The 22,068-nt window shown below is 70.0% G+C and carries 22 protein-coding genes and 2 pseudogenes; 6 read left to right on the top strand and 18 right to left on the bottom strand.

Annotated features, from left to right (window positions below):
* Positions 1–9: 9 nt before the first annotated feature.
* From ABT078_RS03720 to ABT078_RS03700, 5 genes are all read right to left on the bottom strand, one after another.
* Entirely contained in the window at positions 10–186 is a 177-nt protein-coding gene (locus ABT078_RS03720) for a bacteriocin immunity protein (RefSeq protein ID WP_351223414.1), read from the bottom strand.
* Between the two features lie 421 nt (positions 187–607).
* A complete protein-coding gene (locus ABT078_RS03715; RefSeq protein WP_351223412.1) occupies positions 608–880 on the bottom strand; it encodes a dsRBD fold-containing protein in 273 nt (90 codons plus the stop codon).
* The gene (locus ABT078_RS03710; protein WP_351223410.1) at positions 880–2,211 is read right to left on the bottom strand and encodes a hypothetical protein; all 1,332 of its coding nucleotides are present in this window, start codon (positions 2,209–2,211) and stop codon (positions 880–882) included. Before ABT078_RS03710 ends, ABT078_RS03715 begins: the two co-directional genes overlap by 1 nt.
* Positions 2,208–2,729, bottom strand: coding sequence for an SRPBCC family protein (locus ABT078_RS03705; RefSeq protein WP_351223408.1), 522 nt, complete (start codon positions 2,727–2,729; stop codon positions 2,208–2,210). Before ABT078_RS03705 ends, ABT078_RS03710 begins: the two co-directional genes overlap by 4 nt.
* Positions 2,730–2,895: 166 nt before the next feature.
* A complete protein-coding gene (locus tag ABT078_RS03700; protein WP_351223406.1) occupies positions 2,896–3,927 on the bottom strand; it encodes a medium chain dehydrogenase/reductase family protein in 1,032 nt (343 codons plus the stop codon).
* A gap of 155 nt (positions 3,928–4,082) precedes the next feature.
* On the opposite strand from ABT078_RS03700, the gene ABT078_RS03695 reads away from it, so the two are divergent.
* The 3 genes from ABT078_RS03695 to ABT078_RS03685 all read left to right on the top strand — a co-directional run bounded on the left by ABT078_RS03695 (position 4,083) and on the right by ABT078_RS03685 (position 7,423).
* Positions 4,083–4,730 carry a TetR/AcrR family transcriptional regulator gene (locus ABT078_RS03695; protein WP_502981152.1) on the top strand — a complete coding sequence of 216 codons (648 nt, stop codon included), beginning with the start codon at positions 4,083–4,085 and terminating at the stop codon, positions 4,728–4,730.
* A 251-nt stretch (positions 4,731–4,981) separates the two neighbouring features.
* On the top strand, positions 4,982–6,877 hold the full coding sequence (locus tag ABT078_RS03690) for a lectin (RefSeq protein ID WP_351223402.1): 1,896 nt from the start codon (positions 4,982–4,984) through the stop codon (positions 6,875–6,877).
* 57 nt (positions 6,878–6,934) lie between these two features.
* Positions 6,935–7,423 carry a hypothetical protein gene (locus ABT078_RS03685; protein ID WP_351223400.1) on the top strand — a complete coding sequence of 163 codons (489 nt, stop codon included), beginning with the start codon at positions 6,935–6,937 and terminating at the stop codon, positions 7,421–7,423.
* Between the two features lie 9 nt (positions 7,424–7,432).
* Here the strand turns inward: ABT078_RS03685 and cimA are convergent, their stop codons facing one another.
* The 7 genes from cimA to ureA form a co-directional block, all read right to left on the bottom strand.
* On the bottom strand, positions 7,433–9,052 hold the full coding sequence (cimA, locus tag ABT078_RS03680) for a citramalate synthase (protein WP_351223398.1): 1,620 nt from the start codon (positions 9,050–9,052) through the stop codon (positions 7,433–7,435).
* Between the two features lie 499 nt (positions 9,053–9,551).
* Positions 9,552–10,151 carry a TetR/AcrR family transcriptional regulator gene (locus ABT078_RS03675; RefSeq protein ID WP_351223396.1) on the bottom strand — a complete coding sequence of 200 codons (600 nt, stop codon included), beginning with the start codon at positions 10,149–10,151 and terminating at the stop codon, positions 9,552–9,554.
* Positions 10,152–10,176: 25 nt separating this feature from the next.
* Positions 10,177–10,410 carry a hypothetical protein gene (locus tag ABT078_RS03670; protein WP_351223394.1) on the bottom strand — a complete coding sequence of 78 codons (234 nt, stop codon included), beginning with the start codon at positions 10,408–10,410 and terminating at the stop codon, positions 10,177–10,179.
* A gap of 151 nt (positions 10,411–10,561) precedes the next feature.
* Entirely contained in the window at positions 10,562–10,759 is a 198-nt protein-coding gene (locus tag ABT078_RS03665) for a hypothetical protein (protein ID WP_351223392.1), read from the bottom strand.
* A gap of 54 nt (positions 10,760–10,813) precedes the next feature.
* Positions 10,814–11,833 carry an agmatine deiminase family protein gene (locus ABT078_RS03660; protein WP_351223390.1) on the bottom strand — a complete coding sequence of 340 codons (1,020 nt, stop codon included), beginning with the start codon at positions 11,831–11,833 and terminating at the stop codon, positions 10,814–10,816.
* Positions 11,834–12,011: 178 nt separating this feature from the next.
* Positions 12,012–13,694, bottom strand: a complete 1,683-nt coding sequence (locus ABT078_RS03655) for an urease subunit alpha (protein WP_351223743.1) — start codon at positions 13,692–13,694, stop codon at positions 12,012–12,014.
* 5 nt (positions 13,695–13,699) lie between these two features.
* A complete protein-coding gene (gene ureA, locus ABT078_RS03650; RefSeq protein WP_351223388.1) occupies positions 13,700–14,533 on the bottom strand; it encodes an urease subunit gamma in 834 nt (277 codons plus the stop codon).
* Positions 14,534–14,705: 172 nt separating this feature from the next.
* On the opposite strand from ureA, the pseudogene ABT078_RS03645 reads away from it, so the two are divergent.
* Together ABT078_RS03645 and ABT078_RS03640 are read left to right on the top strand one after the other, a co-directional pair.
* Positions 14,706–14,852: pseudogene (locus ABT078_RS03645) on the top strand (cytosine permease); the annotation flags it as partial.
* A gap of 159 nt (positions 14,853–15,011) precedes the next feature.
* The gene (locus ABT078_RS03640; protein ID WP_351223387.1) at positions 15,012–15,161 is read left to right on the top strand and encodes a hypothetical protein; all 150 of its coding nucleotides are present in this window, start codon (positions 15,012–15,014) and stop codon (positions 15,159–15,161) included.
* 103 nt (positions 15,162–15,264) lie between these two features.
* Here ABT078_RS03640 and ABT078_RS03635 read toward each other — a convergent pair whose 3' ends face one another.
* Together ABT078_RS03635 and ABT078_RS03630 are read right to left on the bottom strand one after the other, a co-directional pair.
* Complete coding sequence (locus tag ABT078_RS03635; RefSeq protein WP_351223385.1) at positions 15,265–16,353, bottom strand: branched-chain amino acid aminotransferase; 1,089 nt, start codon at positions 16,351–16,353, stop codon at positions 15,265–15,267.
* 289 nt (positions 16,354–16,642) lie between these two features.
* Complete coding sequence (locus ABT078_RS03630; RefSeq protein ID WP_351223383.1) at positions 16,643–17,683, bottom strand: 3-isopropylmalate dehydrogenase; 1,041 nt, start codon at positions 17,681–17,683, stop codon at positions 16,643–16,645.
* A 127-nt stretch (positions 17,684–17,810) separates the two neighbouring features.
* Here ABT078_RS03630 and ABT078_RS03625 point away from each other — a divergent pair.
* Positions 17,811–18,246 (top strand): annotated as a pseudogene (locus ABT078_RS03625) (phosphoesterase); the annotation flags it as partial.
* Positions 18,247–18,367: 121 nt separating this feature from the next.
* Here the strand turns inward: ABT078_RS03625 and ABT078_RS03620 are convergent.
* From ABT078_RS03620 to ABT078_RS03605, 4 genes are all read right to left on the bottom strand, one after another.
* Positions 18,368–18,502, bottom strand: a complete 135-nt coding sequence (locus ABT078_RS03620; RefSeq protein ID WP_351223381.1) for a hypothetical protein — start codon at positions 18,500–18,502, stop codon at positions 18,368–18,370.
* Between the two features lie 468 nt (positions 18,503–18,970).
* Positions 18,971–19,207, bottom strand: coding sequence for a hypothetical protein (locus ABT078_RS03615; protein ID WP_351223379.1), 237 nt, complete (start codon positions 19,205–19,207; stop codon positions 18,971–18,973).
* 123 nt (positions 19,208–19,330) lie between these two features.
* Positions 19,331–20,962, bottom strand: a complete 1,632-nt coding sequence (pruA, locus tag ABT078_RS03610; RefSeq protein WP_351223377.1) for an L-glutamate gamma-semialdehyde dehydrogenase — start codon at positions 20,960–20,962, stop codon at positions 19,331–19,333.
* A 56-nt stretch (positions 20,963–21,018) separates the two neighbouring features.
* Positions 21,019–21,945, bottom strand: coding sequence for a proline dehydrogenase family protein (locus ABT078_RS03605; RefSeq protein ID WP_351223375.1), 927 nt, complete (start codon positions 21,943–21,945; stop codon positions 21,019–21,021).
* Positions 21,946–22,068: the final 123 nt, after the last annotated feature.

Genomic DNA, 22,068 nt, shown 5'->3' with positions numbered 1-22,068 from the left:
CCTCGCGGCTCAGAGCAGGATCGGCCGGTACTTCAAGGCCTCGTCGACGATCTCCTCCACAGACGCGTCCTGGAAGTCGTCCGAGGGGTGGCAGATCAGGTCACCGACCCGCGGATGCGACACGTTCGCGTTGAGGAGCAGCAGGTAGCAGTCGCTCTCGGAGCCGGCCGCCAGGACTCTGCGCACGACTTCGACGAACTCGTCCCTCGTGATGTCCGCCGCACAGGGTGTGCCGACCGGACCGCCTCCCTGGCGAACTCCTCCGGACTCCTGCTCGCTTCGTACTCGGCGAAGTCGAGGGCCGCACAGTCATAGCCGGTCATCGCGTGGAAAGCCCGGATCGCCTCCTCCGCGTCCTCCGAACGGTCGCCGCCCAGGTCGGCGATCCGATCGATCTCGGCGCTCAACTCGTCGAGCCGCTGGCAACTCACAGGCGGAGGCAGCAGTTCCGCTCGTAGCTCCACAGCCCGAAGTATGTGCCGCACTCCGACGAGATCCACCCGTGGCATGGTCGCTGAGCCCACGCGCAGGGCTGACGGCGCCTCGCCGGGCGGTGGCCGTTCGCCGGTCGCCCGATCGAGGCCCAGCCCGGAGACGAAGCCCGGGGCTACGACGCGCGCAGCCGCCCCACCCGCTCCCCCGTCCGGGTCTCGATCTCCGACGCCGCCTCGTGGAGCAGCTCGTGGCTCACACCGCTCAGGGCCCGCGCGACCGCGAGGTCGTCGCCGATGTGAGGCATGTCCGGGTCGGCGCGGTTGCGGTGGGCCGTGCCCTCGCCGACGATCAGTTCGGCGTTCTGGCCGCGGAGCCGGGCCTCGGCGACGGTCGTGCGGTCGCTCTCCGTGATGACGATCTCGAGGTTCCACTTCTTGGTACGCATCAGAAGCCTCCTCCTGCGTCGAAGCCACCGCCGCCACCCCAGTCGCCACCCCCGAAGCCGCCGCCGAAGTCCGAGGCGTTGAAGTCCCCACCGGAGAAGTCGCCGCCTCCGAAGTCGCCGCCGCCGTATTCGGCCGCGTAGGCCGGGGTCGAGAGGGCACTGCCGAGCAGCGTGCCCACCAGGAGGCCCGGCAGGAGGCCGCCGCCGAAGTAGCCGCCGGCCCATGGGCCGTAGGCGGGGCCGGCCTCCCAGTAGGGGCGGGGGCCGGAATCGGTTTCGACCTGGCGGACGAGGGGGTCCTTGCCGTCCGCGAGACGGGCGGCGTCGGCCGCGCAGACCGGGACCTCGCGGGCGGAGCCGCCCATGGGCGTCCAGGTCGTGTCGGTGGTGGAGGGGCCGTGGGCCGGGTCGAAGAAGCAGGGGGCGCGGCGCTCCGGGAGCGGGGTGCCCTCGCGACGGGCGGCGAGGACCGCGAGCGAGAAGCGGCCCTCCTCCAAGGCCTCGGTGACCGGACGGACGTCGTGCGGGTGCTGGGCCGAGGCCATGGCGGACTTGGCGTTGTCGTACGAGTCGAGGGCGCGCTCGTAGTCGGCGCGCATCGCGTCGTCGGCGCCGCGCTCGGACGGGTGGAAGTCGAGCCGGTCGAGTTCCTCCCCGTACGCGGTGATGTCCTCGTCCACGACGACGCGGAGCTTGTCGAGTGCGGCCCCCTCCTCCTCGGCGCGCTTGCGGCGGTTGCGGCGGACGACGGCGTACGCGCCCGCGCCGCCCGCGGTCAGGACCGTGGCGAGCGCGATCAGCGAGCCGGTGTTGGCGCCGCCGGTGTCGGAGCCGGAGCTCCAGCCGGCCGGAGCGGTGCCGTTGACGGTCGGCAGGGCCTGGTCGACGAAGTTGTTGAGCTGGGTGGCGGCGTCGGTGCCAGGGGTGTCCACCCCGGCCACGACGTTCTGCACGGCGTTGGCCGGCATCACGGCACGGTCCGCGCCCGCGTCGAAGCGGTCGCCGAGACGGATTCCGTACAGCCCGGTGATCCCCGTCGCGGTGCGCAGGTCACGCAGGACGCTGTCCGCGGGGAAGGCCGCGCTCTCGGGGAGTACGGCGATGAATACGGGCTTGTCCGCGTCCTCGATCTTCTGCGCGAGGGCCTTCTCATCCGCTTCGGAGAGCTGGGACCGCGCGCCCGGGTCGACGTAGACGGGCCCTTGTTTCAGGGCCTCGGCCGCGTCGGAGATACCCGTGGCCTTGGCGGTCACGCCAGGGGCCAGGGCCAACAGCAGGAAGAGCGCCAGCCCGGCAAGGGCCGACAACCACGTGAACGGCCTAGTCCTCATATCACGAAGCTACCCGAGGGTGACAAATAAGGACATAGTTCCTGATGAGCGGCTGATCGCCACGCCTCCGGTCGGATCCGGCAGGGCGCCTGCGGCTTCAGCCCTCCTCGGCCTTCGCCTTGAGGTTGCGAAGCCAGTCGGACAGTGACGCGTCCAAGGCCTTCTGCAGAGCAGGGGTGTTCACCTCGACCGGATCGCCCGACCATGACTCCTCCCGTGCGGACGTGGACTCCGTCGTGTTCACTGTGGAAGGTCCACACGTGGACGGCGGTGATGCCCTGGGCCGGGCCGCCCCACACGATGCGGCGTTCGGGCCAGGCCTGCTCGACCGTTGAGGTGATGCCCTGGAGGCCGTGGACGGACCAGCGGAAGACGGAGCCCTCCCGCAGGGGGCCACGGGTCTCCTTGGTCACCTCGGTGACGTCGGGCTGCCAGGTGGGCCAGGCTTCGACGTCGGTCTGGATCTTCCAGATCCGGCTCAGGGGCGCGTGAATGACGATGTCGTCGCGGGTGATCACGGGGGCACTGGTGTCGATGCCGATCGGGTGGTGGGCCGCTGCCGGGGAGGCGGAGTGCGGCGGGTACGGCTGCGGCCTTTGCGAGCAGTGTGGCGATCATGGACTCTCCTGTGGGTGTGCCGTGAGCGGGCAGGCGATGGGGTTCCACGGGGCGGTCGGGGCGCGACTACGGGACCAGGACGACCTTTCCGCTGACCGTGCCGGATTCGGCCAGGCGCAGGGCTTCGGCGACCTGGGCCAGGGGCAGCTCGGCTGCGACTGCCGCGCTGATGTCGCCGCGCTGCAGGGCCGTGAAGACCTCGGTGAGGTCGGCCCGCAGACGGGCGCGGAAGCGGCGCTCGGAGAAGGCCTTGCCCGCCCAGACGTTGAAGAAATAGGCGCTGCGACCGTTGGGCAGGGCGTTCCACATCCACACTCGGCCCAGGAGCTTCAGCACGGGCCACTGCTTCGAGCCGGTGTCGTCCCGGGTGGCGGCGCTGCCGTACGAGACGAGGGTGCCGCCGGGGGCGAGGAGACCCCAGGAGTCGGTGAGGCTGCGGCCGCCCACGTGGTCGAAGACCGCGTCCACACCGTTGGGCGCGAGTTCTCGCACCCGGGCGGGGATGCTCTCGGTGCGGTAGTCGATGGGGGTCACGCCCAGAGCGCGCAGAGTGTCATGGTGGCGGGCGGAGGCAGTGCCGATGACCCGCACCCCGGCGGCGAGGGCGAGTCCCACGAGCATTGAGCCCACTCCGCCGTTGGCGCCGTGGACCAGGATCGTCCGGCCGGATCGGATGCGGGCCTTGCGGTGCAGCATCTGCCAGGCGGTGATGCCGTTGACCACGGCGGTTTCCGCCTCGGCGGCGCCGACGCCCTCGGGGACCTCGACCACGTCCGCCGCGTCGAGCAGCACATGGCTGGCCCAGCCGCCGGTCTTCGTCAGTGCCGCCACCCGCTTGCCGACCAGGCCGTTCCCGACGCCGGCGCCGGTCGCGTGGACGGTGCCGACCAGGTCGTAGCCGGGGACGAAGGGGAAGGGCGGCTGGTCGTAATAGCGGCCTCGTCGCATCTGCTGCTCGGCGAAGGACACTCCGGTCGCCTCCATGCGGACGACGACCTGACCCTCGCCGGGGACGGGGACCGGGCCGCGGCGGAACTCCAGCCCCTCGGGCTCGACCTTGCCCGGCAGAACCACCTCGATGCGCTCTGTTGCACTCACCACAAACCTCCCGTTAGAGATAGTCACGACTGTTAGAAGCTGTAATCAGCCTGCACGGCGACGCCCCGCTCCGTCAAGCAGGTGCCGGAATGTTTTTTAGAGGATGTATCGTGAGTGATAGCTTCTAACGAAGTGACGCGGAGAGGGTGGTGAGCGTGGCACGGAACGCGGAGTCCCCACGGGACCGGTACCGGGCACAGGTGCGGGCCGAGATCAAGGAACACGCCTGGAAGCAGATCGCCGACGCGGGGGCATCCGCGTTGTCCCTCAACGCCGTCGCCAAGCAGATGGGAATGACGGGGCCGGCGCTCTACCGCTACTTCGGCAGCCGCGACGAGCTGATCACCGAACTCGTCACCGACGCCTACCGCAGCCTGGCCGACACCTTCCGTGCCGCCGCCGCCGAGGGCGCCGACCTCGCGGGGCTTGCGCACGCGATGCGCCGCTGGGCGCTCGAGGATCCCCAGCGGTACTTCCTCATCTACGGCACGCCCGTGCCCGGCTACCACGCGCCGGACGACGTCACCACGATCGCCGCCGAGGTCATGGCCACCCTGCTCGACGCCTGCGCGGCCGTACCGTCGGCCGAGAGCGAGGAAACGGCATTCGACGCGCACCTCGAACAGCACCGGCAGTGGGACGGCGGCCACCCCGCCCCGGCCCCGGTTCTGCGGCGAGCCCTCACCTTCTGGAGCCGCCTGCACGGCACCCTGTCCCTGGAACTCGCAGGGCACTTCGCCGGTATGGGCTTCGATCCCACCGAGCTGTTCGCCGCCGAGCTGGACAGCCTGCTCCACCGCTGAGCGCCCCGGCCGGGCCGGGCATGCAGGGCGCCGGAGGGGCATGCGACGACCGGCCAGGAGCGGAGCAGGGTGACGATCCGGGTGGCGGTCCACCGGCCGGATTGCATCAAGACTTCAACTCGCCTGGCCGAAACGGCCGTTGTGTGTTCAGTTCATGAATGCGCAGAGTCTTGACGGACGTTCGCATCAGCAGTTCACTCACGGCTCGTCCCCCGCATCTCTGCCGAGAAGGGCTTCAGCCCATGGCACCCATGGCAACTGCCGCACGCCCCGGACGCGTCCGGAGAGCGCTCTCCGGCTTCCTCCTCACCTCCGCACTCGCCGCCGCCGGACTCACCGGCCTCACCACGGCCACCCCGGCCCAGGCCGCCGGCGAGCAGATGACCGTCTGGCTGACCACCACCGACGACGGCGGCGGCCGCCATGTCACCCGCGGACTCCAGCCGCAGACCCCCGTCGCCTTCCAGCCGGGCAGCGGCGGCCCCGGCACCAATGTCACCGTCGACGAGAACACGCGCTACCAGACCTTCACCGGCGGCGGCGCCTCCTTCACGGACACCGCCGCCTGGCTGATGAAGGGCAGCGGGGCCCTGTCCCAGGCGACCAGGGACGACACGATGCGCAAGCTCTTCTCGCCCACCGAGGGCATCGGGCTGTCCTTCGTCCGCAACCCGATGGGCGGCTCGGACCTGGCCCGCTACGGCTACACGTACGACGATCTGCCGGCCGGGCAGACGGACCCGGGCCTCACGAAGTTCTCCATCGCCCACGATCTTCAGGACGTACTGCCGCTGACGAAGCAGGCCGAGCAGCTCAATCCGGCGCTCACGCTCGTGGCCTCGCCCTGGACCGCCCCGGCCTGGATGAAGGACAGCGGACAGCTGAACGGCGGCTGGCTCAAGGCCGAGCACTACGGGACGTATGCGAACTACTTCGTGAAGTACCTCCAGGCGTGGCGCGACCAGGGCGTCCCCGTCGACTACGTGACCGCGCAGAACGAGCCGACGTGCTGCTCCGGCTACCCGTCCATGAGCTGGAACGCCTCGGGGCTCGCGTACTTCACCAAGAGCGAGCTGCTCCCGAAGCTCCAGGCCGCCGGACTGCCCACGAAGGTGCTCGCGCACGACTGGAACTGGGACACGTACGACGCGTACGCCGCCCGGACCGTGGACGACGCGGCGGTCCGCAGCCACCCCAACTTCGGCGGGGTCGCCTGGCACGGCTACGGCGGGAACGTCGCCGAGCAGACCGATGTCCACAACCAGTACCCGCAGCTGGACGCCTTCCAGACCGAGCACTCCGGCGGCACCTGGATCGCCCACCAGCAGCGCGAGGACATGATGAACATCATCGACTACACCCGTAACTGGGCGAAGTCGGTGACCAAGTGGTCGCTGGCCGTGGACCAGAACCGCGGTCCGCACAACGGAGGCTGCGGGGTGTGCGACGGACTGGTCACCGTCCACAACGGGGACGCGCGGCACGGCCAGGTCGACTTCACGATCGAGTACTACACGATGGGCCATCTGACGAAGTTCGTGCGGCCGGGTGCCCACCGGATCGCCTCGTCGGCGAGCTCGGCCGTGCCGAACGTGGCCTGGCGCAATCCCGACGGCTCCAAAGCGCTCATCGCCTACAACGACGCCTCGTCCGCACAGACGGTCACGGTCAACTGGGGCGATCAGCACGTCACGTACTCCCTGCCCGGCAGGAGCTCGGCGACCTTCACCTGGCAGGGCACCCCGTCCGGCACCCCGGACGCCACCGGGTCCCTCGTCGGCCTGGCCGGCAAGTGCCTCGACGTCGCGGGCGGCGCAAGCGCCGACGGCACGCCGGTCCAGCTCTACGACTGCAACGGCACCGACGCCCAGCGATGGACGGTCGTCGCGGCGGACGGTTCGATCCGGGCGCTCGGCAAGTGCCTGGACGTGACGGCGGGCTCGACGGCGGACGGCGCGAAGGTCCAGCTCTACGCCTGCAACGGCAGCGGCGCCCAGCAGTGGCGCCGGCAGCCGTCGACGGGTGACCTCGTGAACGTTCCGGCCGGCAAGTGCCTGGACGTCACGGACAACTCGTCGGCGAACGGGGCGAGAGCCCAGATCTGGTCCTGCACGGGAGCCGGCAACCAGAAGTGGAGCCTCCAGTGACCCGGCGGCGCCCTGCACTCCGCCCTGAACACGGGGCGGAGCCGAGGGGTGGAGGCCATGAGGCGTCGGATCACCAGAGTCGTGTGCGCGGCGGCCGGAGCGGTCCTGCTCACCGGCTGCTCTCCTGAGCAGCTCTCCCTCGTCGCGGTCCACGTGGACGAGGACGGCACGCCTCAGGTGCTGCTGAGGCCCTGCGACGACGCGGAAGTGGTTCGCGGTCCATCGCTCCACGTCGTCCCGGCGGGCGAGGAGGAGACCGATGCCAACCGTTCCGGACGGCACGCGCGGGGCAAGCGCCGGGTCGTCGACTTCCCGCTCTTCGCACCGCCTCCCGAGTGGCAGGCCGAGGTGTCCGGGCCGCAGATGCTGCGGCCCGGACACGAGTACGAGCTGACATTCGGCGACCCCGACGACGACTACGCCTGCAACGGCACCGTGACGTTCCGCGCCAAGTATCTTGAAGCGCTCGAGCCGGGTGAGGTCTGGGCCGCGGGGCAGGCCATGCCCCGTGAGGAGTTCGAGGACTTCACCTCGTTCACGTGCTGAGTGCCGGGCCTACTCCGCCGGCTCGACCCCCGCCCGCAGCAGCCCGTACGTGTACGCGTCCTCCAGCGCCTGCCACGACGCCGCGATCACGTTCTCCGCGACGCCGACGGTCGACCACTCGCCGCCGCCGTCGCTGGTCGTGATCAGGACGCGGGTCGTGGACTCGGTGCCGTGGCGGCCCTCGAGGATGCGGACCTTGTAGTCGACCAGCTCGAGCTTCGCGAGCTGCGGGTAGATCCGCTCCAGGCCCACCCGCATCGCGCGGTCGAGGGCGTTGACCGGCCCGTTGCCCTCCGCCGTGGCGACGATGCGCTCGCCCTTGGCCCACAGCTTGACGGTGGCCTCGTTGGCGTGGGTGCCGTCGGGGCGGTCCTCGACGATCGCGCGCCAGGACTCGGTGCGGAAGTAGGTGCGCGGACGGCCCTCCGCCTCCTCCCGCAGCAGCAGCTCGAAGGAGGCGTCGGCGGCCTCGTACGTGTAGCCCTTGAGCTCACGCTCCTTCACCCGCTCGACGACGCGGCCGACCAGCTCTCGGTCGCCGCCGAGGTCGATGCCGAGCTCCTTGCCCTTGAGCTCGATCGAGGCGCGGCCCGCCATGTCGGAGACGAGCATCCGCATGGTGTTGCCGACCTGCTCGGGGTCGATGTGCTGGTACAGGTCCGGGTCGACCTTGATCGCGGAGGCGTGCAGGCCCGCCTTGTGGGCGAACGCGGAAACACCCACATAGGGCTGGTGCGTGGAGGGTGTCAGATTGACGACCTCGGCGATGGCGTGCGAGATCCGGGTCATTTCCTGAAGCGCGCCTTCGGGCAGCACCTTCTTGCCGTACTTCAGCTCCAGCGCGGCGACGACCGGGAAGAGGTTGGCGTTGCCGACGCGCTCGCCGTAGCCGTTGGCCGTGCACTGGACGTGGGTGGCGCCCGCGTCGACGGCGGCAAGGGTGTTGGCGACGGCGCAGCCGGTGTCGTCCTGGGCGTGGATGCCGAGGCGGGCTCCGGTGTCGGCCAGGACCGTGGAGACGACGGCCTGGACCTGGGCGGGGAGCATGCCGCCGTTGGTGTCGCAGAGGATGACGACGTCGGCGCCCGCTTCGGAGGCCGCGCGGACGACGGCCTTCGCGTACTCCGGGTTGGCCTTGTAACCGTCGAAGAAGTGCTCGCAGTCGACGAAGACCCTGCGGCCCTGCTCCCGCAGGTACGAGACGGTGTCGCGGACCATCGCCACGTTCTCGTCCAGCGTGGTGCGCAGGGCGAGCTCGACGTGACGGTCGTGGGACTTGGCGACCAGGGTGATGACGGGTGCCCCGGAGTCGACCAACGCCTTGACCTGCGGGTCCTCGGCGGCCGAGCCGCCGGCGCGGCGCGTGGCGCCGAAAGCGACGAGCTGGGCGCGCTGGAACTGGATCTCGTCCCGGGCCCGGGCGAAGAACTCGGTGTCCCGCGGGTTGGCGCCGGGCCAGCCGCCCTCGATGAAGCCCACGCCGAAGTCGTCCAGATGCCGGGCGATGGTCAGCTTGTCCGCGACCGTCAGGTTGATGCCCTCGCGCTGGGCGCCGTCGCGCAGCGTGGTGTCGAAGACGTGGAAGCTGTCGTCAGGCCTGGCGTCATGGCTGCTGCCTGTCGTGGTCATGGCGGTGGTGACTCCTGTCGGAAGAGTGGCTCCGGAACTTCTGGCTCCACTTGCCCCCATCTTCGCGCGCCTGCCGCCTCTGGCCGGGGTGAGGCCATAAAACGAAAAAACCCCTCGCGGGTGCGAGAGGTCTGCGCGCGGGTCTGGGGCACGGTGCCACTGCCGCGGGGGTTGCTGCCGCGGTCAGTGGTCACTGCGGACCGGCGCGCTGCTGCCGATAATCATGGCGAATGCGAGCACGGTGGCAGTCTGCCATATATGTGCGTCCTCATGGACACCGGTCTCACGATGCGGGCGGCCTCGACGCGGCCGCTCACGCCCCTTCGCGGCGGCGCACCCTCGTGGCGTCACGCCTTCGCACCTTCGCTCCTTCGCGACCGGCGCCCTGACGCCCTGACGCCCCCGCGCGCCCTTCACGCCCCCGCCACCCTTCACGCCCTCCGCACCGGGACACGCCAGGGCACCCGCGCGGGTGCGCACGCCGCACCACCGGCGCCGCCTACAGGAGCGCGTCCGCGATGAACTCCCGTACGTGGGCCAGGACCTGGGCACGGTTAGCGCCGGGTATGCCGACCGCGACATGCACGCTGAAGCCGTCGAGCAGGGCGCGCAGGCGGGCGGCGAAGCGGTCCGGGTCGACGGCGCGGAACTCACCGCGCGAGATGCCCTCGGCAAGCAGCGCGACCAGGTCCCGGTGCCAGGCGCCCTCGATCGCCGCCTGGCGGGCACGGGCGTCGTCGTCCGCGTTCTGGGAGCGGTTCCAGACCTCCAGCCACAGCGTCCAGTGCGGGTCGCGAGGGCCGTCGGGCACGTACAGATCGACGTACGCCTCGAGCCGCTCGCGCACGGGAAGCGGCTTGGACAGCAGCGCACTGCGCTCGAGCCCGAGGCGGCCCTCGCTCCACTCCAGGGTCTGCAGGAGCAGCTCGTCCTTGGTGCGGAAGTAGTAGAGCAGGTGACCACTGCTCATCCCGACCTCGCGCCCGAGCCCCGCCATGGTGAGGCCCTCGAGTCCGCGCTCGGCGATCGTCGCCATGGACGCGGCGAGCAGTTCCTCGCGGGGCGGGGCGGTGTTGCGACGGCGGGCCGCGGGGGTCATACGGCGGCCTCCAGGGACGGTTGGTTCACTCGTACGTTGTACCCGATGGGGGTCGGCTGTCGTCGGTGACCGTCCAGCCGTCCGCGGCCATCCGCTCGCGCAGGGCCCGCACGGCACGGCGGGACGGCTTCCCGGGCGACTGCGCTGACGCCGCGGCGTAAACCGCCTCGTGGACCGCCGCGTGGCGGTCGATACCGAAGGCGCCCTCGACGACGAGGCCCAGGTTCCGCCGGGAGAGCAGATCGGAGAGGACCACCATCAGGGGGCGGGAAGTCCTCCTCGCTCACATCGCCCTGGAACACCTGCCGCAGCTGCCGGACGACCTCGACGAGCGGCGGGTCCAGCGCCATCCAGGCGCGGCTGTTCTCGATCTCGGCGGCGACCTGGTCCATGAACCACCGCATGACGCTCTACGAGGCGGCGCGGGAGATCCACCTGGTGACCGCGACCGTGCCCGACGAAGATCCGGACCGTGAGCCCGCGGTCCGCTTCACCGAGCGCGCCGGGCACCGGGACGTGCCGTACGAGTCCAGGTACCAGGCGTCGTCGGGGACGGCGTACATGATCTGGAGCGCGTCGTCGCGGCCGTCGTGCTCGATCAGGGGCATGGCCGCAGGCCGGCACACGACCTGCGGCCGCCTCGAACGCTTTCCGTTGCGGAATCAGATCTTCGGCTGCTGCTGCGTGATGCAGTGGATACCGCCCCCGCCTGCGAAGATCGTGCGGGCGTCGACCGGCGTCACCGTGCGGTCCGGGAAGAGGCGGCGGAAGATGCCGGCCGCGATCTCGTCGTTCGGGTCGTCGAACGCGCACAGCACCACGCCGCCGTTGCAGAGGTAGTGGTTGATGTACGAGTAGTCGACCCAGTCGCCCTCCTCGTCCTTGAGGACCGTCGGGGCCGGGACCTCGACGACCTGGAGGGCGCGGCCGCGCGCGTCGGTCCGGCCGCGGAGGATCTCGATGTAGGTCCGGGAGCGCTCGTGGTCGGGGTGTGCCGGGTTCTGCTGGCTGTGGACGACCACGACGCCCGGCCCGGCGAAGGCGGCGACGATGTCGACGTGGCCCTGGGTGCCGTACATGCCGTAGTCACCGGTGAGGCCGTGCGGCAGCCAGATCGCCTTCGTGGTGCCGAGCTTGGCGTGGATCTCGGCCTCGACCTGCTCGCGGGTCCACCCGGGGTTGCGGCCGGCGCCGAGCTGCACGGTGTCGGTGAGCAGAACCGTTCCCTCGCCGTCCACGTGGATCGCGCCGCCCTCGTTGACGAGGTTCGAGGAGTGGACGGGGACGTCCATGATGTCCGCGACATGGCGGGCGATCTTGGAGTCGTGCTCCCAGCGGGCCCAGTCCTGGGCGCCCCAGCCGTTGAAGACCCAGTCGACGGCGGCAAGGCCGCCCCGGTCGTCGGTGACGAAGGTGGGGCCGATGTCGCGCATCCAGGCGTCGTCGAGATCGCGCTCCACGATGTCGACGTCCGCGCCGAGCAGCTCGCGGGCGCCCTCGACCTGGCCGGGCCCGACGACCATGGTGACCGGCTCGAAGCGGCGTACGGCACGGGCGACACCGGCCCAGGCGACGCGGGCCTCCGCGAGCTCCTCGTCGTTGGTGAAGGTCGGGTTGGGGCCGGGCCAGGCCATCCAGGTGCGCTCGTGGGGGGCCCACTCGGGCGGCATGTGGAACGTCATGACTAGTCCTCAACGGTGTGGTGCTCGGGGAAGACGCGGAAGGTCTCGGGAACTCGGACGGTCTTGGGAACTCGGACGGTCTCGGGACACGCCGGGGAAGCTCAGGGTCCCGGGAGTCCCGGGCAATCCCGGGGAGTCCCGAAATCCCGGGCAGCCCCGGGAAGTCCCGGAGGAGGGCTCAGAGGAAGTAGAGGCGGTTCAGGGACATGGACTCGATCGGGTCCGAGCGGATCGGATCACCGTCGAGGGTGACCAGTCCACTGTGCGTGTCGACGGCGACGTCGCCGACCCGGGAGTTGAGCAGCAGGTCCTCGGGGCCGATGCCGCGGGTGCCGCGCACACCGACGCGACGGCGACGCGTGGGCATCCTGTCGTCGCCGAGGGCGGCAGCGGCCTGGGACACGAAGGCCACGGAGATGTCCGCGGGCGTCGCGCCGTGGGCGCCGATCTGCGGGCCGAGGATCAGCGGCTCGCAGGTGTCGGTGGCGGCGTTCGGGTCGCCGGTGACTCCGTAGGCGGGGAAACCGGCCTTCAGGACGAGCTGCGGCTTCGCGCCGAAGTACTGCGGTTTCCACAGCACGATGTCGGCGAGCTTGCCGTTCTCGATGGAGCCGATCTCGTGCGCGAGGCCGTGGGCGATGGCGGGGTTGATGGTCAGCTTGGCCGTGTAGCGCAGCACGCGTGCGTTGTCGTCGTGCTCACCGTCGCCCTCCATGGGGCCCAGCTCTGCCTTCATCTTCCCGGCCATGGCGAAAGTGCGGCGCACCGTCTCGCCCGCGCGGCCCATGCCCTGGGCGTCCGACGAGGTGATGCCGATCGCGCCCAGGTCGTGCAGGACGTCCTCGGCGCCCATCGTCCCGGCGCGGATGCGGTCGCGGGCCATGGCGGCGTCGCCGGGCAGGTCGGTCTTGAGGTCGTGTACGGAGACGATCATCCCGTAGTGCTCGGCGACCGCGTCCCGGCCGAAGGGCAGGGTGGGGTTGGTCGAGGAGCCGATGACGTTCGGCACGCCCGCCATCTTGAGCACGTTCGGCACGTGTCCGCCGCCGCAGCCCTCGATGTGGAAGGCGTGGATCGTCCGGCCGTCGAGGACCTTGAGGGTGTCCTCGACCGAGAGGCACTCGTTGAGGCCGTCGCTGTGCAGGGCGACCTGGACGTCGTACTCCTCTGCGACGCGCAGTGCGGTGTCGAGCGCGCGGGTGTGCGCGCCCATGTCCTCGTGGACCTTGAAGCCGGACGCGCCGCCCTCGGCGAGCGCCTCGACCAGGGGGGCGTCGCCCGAGGAGGAGCCGCGAGCGAGGAAGCCGATGTTGACGGGCCAGGCATCGAAGGCGTTGAAGGCGTGCTTCAGGGCCCATGGCGAGTTGACGCCAACCCCCCAGACAGGGCCGAACTCCTGCCCGATGATCGACGTGACGCCCGATGCGAGGGAGGCTTCCATGATGCGGGGGGACAGCAGGTGGACGTGTGTGTCCACCGCACCGGCGGTGGCGATGAGGCCCTCGCCGGAGACGATCGACGTGCCGGTGCCGACGACGACGTCCACGCCGTCGAGGGTGTCCGGGTTCCCGGCGCGTCCGATGCCGGCGATGCGGCCCTCGCGAATACCGATGGACACCTTGCGGATGCCCTGGACGGCGTCGATGACGAGGACGTTGCTGATGACGACGTCGCAGGTCTCGCGCACGGCAGAGGCCTTGAGATGAAGTCCGTCGCGGGCGGTCTTGCCGAAGCCCGCGAGGAATTCGTCGCCCGGCTTCTGGGAGTCGGCCTCGACGCGCACGACGAGTCCGGAGTCGCCGAGTACGACGCGGTCACCGGCACGCGGACCGTGGACGCTCGCGTACTCCCGCGGGTCGATGCCGCTCACCGGTCCTCCTCCGCCTCGGTGGCGGTCCGACCGAGGTCCCCGGAGACCTGATCCGGGTCCGCGAGATCGCTGCCCGCGCCCCCGGGCGCGGGCGCCTGGCCGGGGCCCGCTGAGGCGCCACCCGTGTCGGCGTAGGCGCGACCGGGATCCGCCGAGGCGCCGAGGTAGCCGCAGGCGGCCGCCCTGCGCAGGGCCTCCGCCCGGGCGCCCGGAGCATCGAGCGGACCGTCGACGAGGCCCGCGAAGCCGATGGCGATGCGAGCGCCCCCGATCGGTACGAGACCGACCTCGGCCTCGCCACCCGGGTCGAAGCGGACGGACGAGCCGGCGGGGACGCAGAGCCGCATGCCGTAGGCCGCCGCCCGGTCGAAGTCGAGGCGCGGGTTGGCCTCGAAGAAGTGGAAGTGGGAGGTGACGCTGACGGGGACGGCCGCGGTGTTGCGTACGACCAGCCGCACCGCGGGCTCCGGCTCGGGGTCCGCGGGGCCGGGCAGGACTGCGCCGGGCGCCACTTCACCGAGGCCGCCGCCCCCGATGGGATCCGAGACGACCGCCAGCCGGGACCCGTCGTCGAAGACGGCCTCGACATGGACCTCCGTCACGATGTCGGCGACGCCCGGCAGGACGTCGTCGGGGCCGAGGACGGCACGGGCCGCCGCGATGGCCTCGGCGAGCCTGAGGCCGTCGCGCGCCGCCTCGCAGACGGTGTCCGCGATCAGCGCGGTCGCCTCGGGGACGTTGAGCTTGAGTCCGCGGGCACGCCGCGCGCGAGCCAGTTCGGCGGCGCCGAACAGCAGCAGCCGGTCGCGCTCGGTCGGGGTCAGTCGCACGTCACCACGCCTCCCTGTGGGTGGACCCGCACCGGAATCTCCGAATCCGACTCCAGATGTTTGAACGACACTCTAATCGGCCTTTTCATGCACGGGAACAACCGACGCCGACCAAAGACTCATTTGACATAGAGCAACACTCAAATTGCCACGACGTACCAGGGAGAGCCCGATGCCGATGGAACGGCGCGGAGTCGACACCCCCGAAGCCGAACGGACGAGCGGTCCCCGTGACCTCCTGGCGATCCCGCGCGGCTCCAACCTCCGCCTCGGCGTCATCGCCTTCGACCGGCTGCCGGTCTCCTTCGGCCTCGGCCTGGGGCGGCGTGGACTGCAGCTTCATCCTGTCGGGCGTGGTCGGCGGTCCGGTGTACGCGGGGCTGACGCCCGGGCCACGAACGACGCCCAGCAGTGAACCGGCCGGTAACATCATGGCTGCCGTGGACTGACGGCACATCGGGGAAAACGGGGAGAAACGATGGAAGAGGCGGCGTTCGTACTGGGCAAGGTCGTCAGGGGGATCGCGGGCCTGGCCTACGCCTTCGGTGATGTCCTGGTCGCCTTCGTCGGGCCGGACGGCTCGTCCAAGGCCGGCGAGCGCAAGCGCCGGCGTAAGCAGGGGCGCTGACCGTACACACGGCGAGGGCCCCCGTCGCACGGTGCGCGCGGGGGCCCTCGCCGGATGCGGGCTCTGGGGCGGCCAAAGGGCCGCGCCGGGGGCGGGCCCGGGCCTAGGCCAGCACGTGCATCCAGCCGTGCAGGTCCTCGGCCGCACCGGTCTGGATGTCAAGCAGCGCCTTGCGCAGCTGCATCGTGACCTTGCCCGGCTCGCCGCCCGCCTGCGTCCACTCGCCGTCGGCGGACTTGACCGTACCGACGGGGGTGATGACGGCGGCGGTACCGCAGGCGAAGACCTCGGTGAGCGTGCCGTTCTCGGTGTCACGCTTCCACTGGTCGATGGAGACCCGGCCCTCCTCGGCCTCGTACCCGAGGTCGCGGGCGAGCTTGAGCAGCGAGTCACGGGTGATGCCGGCGAGGAGCGAGCCGGTCAGCTCGGGCGTGACGATCTTGTTGTCGTACACGAAGTACAGGTTCATGCCGCCCAGCTCCTCGACCCACTTGTGCTCCACGGCGTCGAGGTAGGCGACCTGGTCGCAGCCCTTCGCGGCGGCCTCGGCCTGGGCGAGCAGGGACGCAGCGTAGTTGCCGCCGGTCTTGGCGAAGCCGATACCGCCGGGGACGGCACGGACACGGTCCTCGGAGAGCCAGATGGAGACCGGCTTGACGCCACCGGGGAAGTACGGACCCGCGGGGGACGCAATGACGATGAACAGATACTCGTTGGCCGGCCGGACACCGAGGCCGACCTCGTTGGCGAACATGAACGGACGCAGATAGAGCGAGGCCTCACCGCCGTGCGCCGGGACCCATGCCTTGTCCTGCTGCACCAGCGCGTCGCACGCGTCGATGAACGTCTCGACCGGCAGCTCGGGCATGGCCAGGCGCCGGGCGGAGATCTGGAAGCGCTTGGCGTTGGCGTCGGGCCGGAAGGTGGCGACCGAGCCGTCGGGCCTGCGGTAGGCCTTCAGCCCCTCGAAGATCTCCTGCGCGTAGTGCAGGGTCATGTTGGCCGGGTCCATGGACAACGGCGCGTACGGAGTGAGCTGGGCATCGTGCCAGCCACGCCCCTCCGTCCACTTGATCGTCACCATGTGGTCGGTGAAGTGGCGGCCGAATCCGGGGTTGGCCAGGATCGCCTCGCGCTCCGCATCGGACAGCGGGTTCGAGGAGGGCTTGAGCTCGATCGTGGGCGTCGTCATGTTTGCGTGTCCTTCACCGTTTGTGTGTGACGGACCGCGCTCACGTCTGTACGTCTGCTCGCCCTGCGTACAGCCGTACTAGGACTTCCGAGCTTCCCCGCATGATGCGGCCCCACGTCCGATTATCGCAGTGCGTGGGGGCCGGAGCAGAACAGCGTGGATTGCGGCCCATGGTTGATGGTGGCACCCGGAGGCCGCACAGGAGAAGCCGCCGGGCGCTGATGCGACCCGGCGGCTTCGAGGTTTCGAGCCTGGGGGTCCCCCCAGGCCTTTGGGCTGTGGGGGAGGGTCAGCCCGCTACTCGTACGGCGAGCGCGTCGCCGATCTCGTCGGTGGTGCGGGCGGTGCCGTCCCGCTCCGCCAGGTCGGCGGCGACGGCGTCCTCGATGCGGCCGGCCTCGGTCTCGTGGCCGAGGTGACGCAGGAGGAGTGCGACGGACAGGATCGTGGCCGTCGGGTCGGCCTTGCCCTGGCCCGCGATGTCGGGCGCGGAGCCGTGGACGGGCTCGAACATGGACGGGAATTCGCCCGTCGGGTTGATGTTGCCGGATGCGGCCAGGCCGATACCACCGGTCACCGCAGCGGCGAGGTCGGTGAGGATGTCGCCGAAGAGGTTGTCGGTGACGATGACGTCGAAGCGCTCCGGCTGGGTGACGAAGAAGATCGTCGCCGCGTCGACGTGCAGATAGTCGGTGGTGACCTCGGGATACTCCTGGCCGACCTTGTCGAAGATGTTCTTCCACATGTGGCCGGCGTAGACGAGGACGTTGTTCTTGTGAACCAGCGTCAGCTTCTTGCGGGGGCGGGAGTTGGCCCGCTCGTACGCGTCACGGACGACACGCTCGACGCCGTACGCCGTGTTGACGCTGACCTCGGTGGCGACCTCGGCGGGCGTACCGGTGCGCAGCGAACCGCCGTTGCCCGTGTACGGACCTTCGGTGCCCTCGCGGACGACGACGAAGTCGATGTCGGGGCGGCCGGCGAGCGGGGTCGCGGTGTTGGGGAAGAGCTTCGACGGGCGCAGGTTCACGTAGTGGTCGAAGGCGAAACGGAGCTTGAGCAGCAGCCCGCGCTCCAGCACGCCCGACGGCACGGACGGGTCGCCGATCGCGCCGAGCAGGATCGCGTCATGGTTCTTGAGGAAGTCGAGCTCGGCGTCCGGGAGGGTCTCCCCGGTGCGGTGCCAGCGCTTGGCGCCGAGGTCGTACTCCTTGGTCTCCAGCTTCACATCCTCAGAAAGGACGGCCGAGAGGACCTTGAGGCCCTGGGCCACGACCTCCTGACCGATGCCGTCACCGGGGATCACTGCGAGATTGAGGCTGCGAGACATACCCGCACCGTACTCCCCCGTCCCAGCGGATGACATTCGATGTCCACCATCCGGACGTGCGTGTCACTCACGCCGTCACCCTCGGTTTCGTTGACTCCGTTCCTCCGAAGTCGAGCAGCACGAGTCCCGGGACGCGCGGCTCCCGCTCTTCACCAGGCACCAGGTCGATCTGGTGATCAACGGGCACAACCACGTCCACGAACGCACGGACACGATCAAGAGCGGCGAGGTCGGCAGGCCCGTACCGATCGGGGTGACGACCGACCGGACGCGGGACGGCATCGCCGTGTACGTCACGGCCGGCGGCGCGGGTGCGGACCTGTACGGCTTCGGGCTCGGGGGTGAAGGACGGCTACGAGGGCAACGACCACGACCACATCGTGACGTTCCACTGGACGAAGCTGCGGCCCCCAGACCCGGACAAGGTCCAGTGGTCGTGCGTCCGGTACACCGGCTTCTCCTTCCTCGCAGTGGAGGCGAAGACGGGGCCGGACGTGAGGCTGAAGGCCTCCGCGCTCGCCGAGAGCGGCGAGCGCGACTACTTCGAGGCGAAGCGGAGCCGGCGACCGCCGGCGAGTGCACCGCTCGATCGGTGCCCCGCTCGGCGGGTGCACAGCCCAGTCGGCGCCCCGCTCAGTAGGTGCCCCGTTCCGTCAGCGACTCGTTCCGTCGGTGACTCGCCGGTCAGTGACCGGTTTCGCCGCCGTTGTCCCTGCGGTCAAGGGCTCGCTGCAGGGCAGCGGCGGCATTCTTGCGGTCGGACTCGCTCGTGCGGGGCGCGTGACGGACGCGGCGGCGGAGGAGGGTCGTCTCGGGCATGGTCGACTCCTTGAGATCAAAAACGATCGAAGGCGCCGGAAGGGGCGGGGAGCGTCGGGCCGCAGGGGTTGCCTGCACGGGGCACCGGCTCACGACCGCCATTCGCTTGATCGAGCGAGACGTTCGGCTTCTACAAAGCTAAGGGAGTTGGGCCGCTCTGTCTCTACAATTAGTCGGACTTCCTACTATCTGAGACGCGATCTTGAAGCACTGCTGGTGAGAGCGCTCCGAACCGGCGGTCAGAGCACGTCGCCGTCACGCCGGTCGAAGAGCAGCATGCCCGCGGCCGGGTCGGGAAATCTGGCGCTGAGGTTGGTGCAGTGCCCGGCGGTGACGAAAGGGTCTGGACCAATCGGGACCGGATCCCGGTCCGCCCGGCAGGTATCCGTCCGGAACACGACGGTGCCCCCGGCCGGTTCGGCCGGGGGCACCGCTGACAGATACGCGCTCAGGACGTGGCGTGCGCTCCTAGGACGTGGCCTTCTCCAGCGCGACGGCGACCCGTCCCACCCAGTCCGTGAACTCGTCCCGGTGGTGCGACTGCCCCCCGCACAACGCCGCGACCTGCGGATCCGTGATCCGGTTGGGCCCCTCCAGCTCCAGCAGCCGGTGCAGCTCCTTCATCACGGAAGCGAGTCGCTGCGCATCGGAGTGCTCGATCGCGTCGACCCCGTGGCCGGCGCCGAGAGTCGTGGAACCTGGCATGTCGTCCCTCCTGACAGCCTCGCCGACCCCCCTCCCAGCAGCGTAGACCCGCCCCACGTGAGCCGCCCCCGGCCGGTCTGGGGGGACCGGCGGGGGGCGGGGTTCACAGGGAGCCGCTCAGGCTCAGCTCATGTGCGGGTAGCCGTAGTCGGTCGGCGGGACCAGCGTCTCCTTGATCGCGCGGGTCAGCGTCCAGCGCATCAGGTTCTGCGGGGCGCCGGCCTTGTCGTTCGTGCCGGAGGCGCGGCCGCCGCCGAAGGGCTGCTGGCCGACGACGGCGCCGGTCGACTTGTCGTTGATGTAGAAGTTGCCCGCGGCGTAGCGCAGCTTCTCCATCGCGTCGGCCACGGCGGTACGGTCACCGGCGATGATCGAGCCGGTCAGCGCGTACGCCGACACCGATTCCATCTGCGCCAGCATCTCGTCGTACTTCTCGTCCTCGTAGACGTGCACGGCGAGGATCGGGCCGAAGTACTCGGTCGTGAAGACCTCGCTCGAAGCGTCGGTGCACTCGATGACGGTCGGGCGGACGAAGTAGCCGACCGAGTCGTCGTACGTGCCGCCCGCGACGATCGTGCAGGTCGGGTCTTCCTTCGCGCGGTCGATCGCGGCCTTGTTCTTGGCGAAGGCACGCTCGTCGATGACGGCGCCGATGAAGTTCGTCAGGTCGGTGACGTCACCCATCTTGATGCCGTCGATCTCGGCAGCGAACTCCTCCTTGAAGCCCGAGTTCCAGATGGAGGCCGGGATGTACGCACGCGAGGACGCGGAGCACTTCTGGCCCTGGTACTCGAAGGAGCCGCGGGTCAGCGCGGTCTTCAGGACGGCGCGGTCGGCGCTGGGGTGGGCGACGACGAAGTCCTTGCCGCCCGTCTCACCGACGATGCGCGGGTAGGACCGGTACGTCTCGATGTTGTTGCCGATCGTCTTCCACAGGTGCTGGAAGGTCTTGGTCGAACCGGTGAAGTGGATACCGGCCAGCATCGGGTGGTTCAGGGCCACCTCGGAGACGGCGATGCCGTCGCCCGTCACCAGGTTGATGACGCCCTTGGGCAGGCCCGCCTCCTCCAGGAGCTGCATCAGCAGCACCGCGGCGTGGGTCTGCGTCGGGGACGGCTTCCAGATCACCACATTGCCCATGAGGGCGGGGGCGGTGGGCAGGTTGCCCGCGATGGCCGTGAAGTTGAACGGCGTGATCGCGTAGACGAAGCCCTCCAGCGGGCGGTGGTCGAGACGGTTCCACACACCCGGGGAGTTGGCCGGCGGCTGCTCGGCCAGGATCTGGCGGGCGTAGGCGACATTGAAGCGCCAGAAGTCGACGAGCTCGCACGGGGTGTCGATCTCGGCCTGCTGCGCGGTCTTCGACTGGCCCAGCATGGTGGAGGCGGCCAGCGTCTCGCGCCAGGGACCGGCCAGCAGCTCGGCGGCGCGCAGGATGATCGCGGCGCGGTCGTCGAACGACATCGCACGCCATGCCGGGGCGGCGGCGAGGGCGGCGTCGATCGCGTCCTGCGCGTCCTGCTGCGTGGCGCCGCCGAAGGTGCCGATCACGGCCTGGTGGTTGTGCGGCTGCACGATGTGCACGCGCTCACCGCCGCCCATGCGCTTCACACCGTTGATGGTCATCGGCAGGTCGATGGGGTTCTCGGCCAGCTCCTTGAGCTTGGCCTCGAGGCGGGCACGCTCGGGCGAGCCGGGGGCGTAGCTCTGCACCGGCTCGTTGACGGGGGTGGGGACCTGGGTCACAGCGTCCATGAGTTCCTTTGGCTCCTTTTGAGAGGGTGGGAGGGCTCAGTCCTGGGGCCCTGGGGTCAGTTCTTGGTGATCATCGACCGGACGAAGAACAGCAGGTTGGCCGGCTTCTCGGCGAGGCGGCGCATGAAATAGCCGTACCAGTCGGTGCCGTACGCCGTGTAGACGCGCATCCGGTGACCCTCGGCCGCCAGCCGGAGGTGCTCGTCACTACGGATGCCATACAGCATCTGGAACTCGTACTCATCCATTTTGCGCCCGGCGCGGCGCGCGAGCTCCTGTGTGACGGCGATGAGCCGCGGGTCGTGGGACCCGATCATCGGGTAGCCCTCGCCCTCCATCAGGATCTTGAGGATGCGGACGTACGCCTTGTCGATCTCGGCCTTGTCCTGGTACGCGACGGAGGCCGGCTCCTTGTACGCGCCCTTGACGATGCGGACGCGGCTGCCGTTCGCGGCGAGGCGGCGGGCGTCGTCCTCGGTGCGGAACAGATAGGCCTGGATCACACAGCCGGTCTTGGGGAAGTCCTTCCGGAGCTCCTCGTGGATGGCGAACATCGAGTCGAGGGTGGTGTGGTCCTCCGCGTCCAGGGTGACCGTGGTGCCGATCGCGGCGGCCGCCTCGACGACGGGTCGGACATTCGCGAGGGCGAGCTCGTGGCCCCCCTCGAGGGACTGGCCGAACATCGACAGCTTGACCGACATCTCGGCCTTCGTGCCGAGGCCGAGCGGCGTGAGGCGCTCGATCAGTTCCAGGTAGGCGTCCCGTGCGGCGGCGGCCTGTTCGCGGGTGGTGATGTCCTCGCCCACGACGTCCAGGGTGACCTCGAGCCCGTTGGCGGTCAGACCCTGGACGATCGGGATGACCTGGTCGACGGTCTCACCGGGGATGAAGCGGTTGACCACCGGCTTGGTCACGGGGGCCGCGGACACAAGACGGCGCATCTTGTCGCTGCGCGACGCTGCGAGGATCACGGGACCCAGCACGGGGCACCTCCTACGGGAGACGAACGAGGCCGGACCAGGTCGAAGCAGAACTGAGCGCAACGAATCCCGTACGGCACGGAGAACCACCGTGAAACCTAAATATCGCTCCGATGCTCGGCCATC

It is taken from the genome of Streptomyces sp. NPDC002133 (assembly GCF_040296405.1).
Taxonomy (GTDB): domain Bacteria; phylum Actinomycetota; class Actinomycetes; order Streptomycetales; family Streptomycetaceae; genus Streptomyces.
Note: the sequence above shows the minus strand (reverse complement) of the source record. Positions and strands in the feature narration are given on the sequence as shown.

Bases quoted from the DNA above. Each gene is read 5' to 3' on its own strand.
- pruA (WP_351223377.1), bottom strand. From the start codon at position 20,962: ATGGACGCTGTGACCCAGGTCCCCACCCCCGTCAACGAGCCGGTGCAG.
- ABT078_RS03690 (WP_351223402.1), top strand. From the start codon at position 4,982: ATGGCAACTGCCGCACGCCCCGGACGCGTCCGGAGAGCGCTCTCCGGC.
- ABT078_RS03715 (WP_351223412.1), bottom strand. From the start codon at position 880: ATGCGTACCAAGAAGTGGAACCTCGAGATCGTCATCACGGAGAGCGAC.
- ABT078_RS03665 (WP_351223392.1), bottom strand. From the start codon at position 10,759: ATGCCCCTGATCGAGCACGACGGCCGCGACGACGCGCTCCAGATCATG.
- ABT078_RS03660 (WP_351223390.1), bottom strand. From the start codon at position 11,833: ATGACGTTCCACATGCCGCCCGAGTGGGCCCCCCACGAGCGCACCTGG.
- ABT078_RS03675 (WP_351223396.1), bottom strand. From the start codon at position 10,151: ATGACCCCCGCGGCCCGCCGTCGCAACACCGCCCCGCCCCGCGAGGAA.
- ABT078_RS03620 (WP_351223381.1), bottom strand. From the start codon at position 18,502: ATGCCCGAGACGACCCTCCTCCGCCGCCGCGTCCGTCACGCGCCCCGC.
- cimA (WP_351223398.1), bottom strand. From the start codon at position 9,052: ATGACCACGACAGGCAGCAGCCATGACGCCAGGCCTGACGACAGCTTC.
- ABT078_RS03615 (WP_351223379.1), bottom strand. From the start codon at position 19,207: ATGCCAGGTTCCACGACTCTCGGCGCCGGCCACGGGGTCGACGCGATC.
- ABT078_RS03685 (WP_351223400.1), top strand. From the start codon at position 6,935: ATGAGGCGTCGGATCACCAGAGTCGTGTGCGCGGCGGCCGGAGCGGTC.
- ABT078_RS03635 (WP_351223385.1), bottom strand. From the start codon at position 16,353: ATGACGACGCCCACGATCGAGCTCAAGCCCTCCTCGAACCCGCTGTCC.
- ABT078_RS03670 (WP_351223394.1), bottom strand. From the start codon at position 10,410: ATGGTGGTCCTCTCCGATCTGCTCTCCCGGCGGAACCTGGGCCTCGTC.
- ABT078_RS03640 (WP_351223387.1), top strand. From the start codon at position 15,012: ATGGAAGAGGCGGCGTTCGTACTGGGCAAGGTCGTCAGGGGGATCGCG.
- ABT078_RS03710 (WP_351223410.1), bottom strand. From the start codon at position 2,211: ATGAGGACTAGGCCGTTCACGTGGTTGTCGGCCCTTGCCGGGCTGGCG.
- ABT078_RS03630 (WP_351223383.1), bottom strand. From the start codon at position 17,683: ATGTCTCGCAGCCTCAATCTCGCAGTGATCCCCGGTGACGGCATCGGT.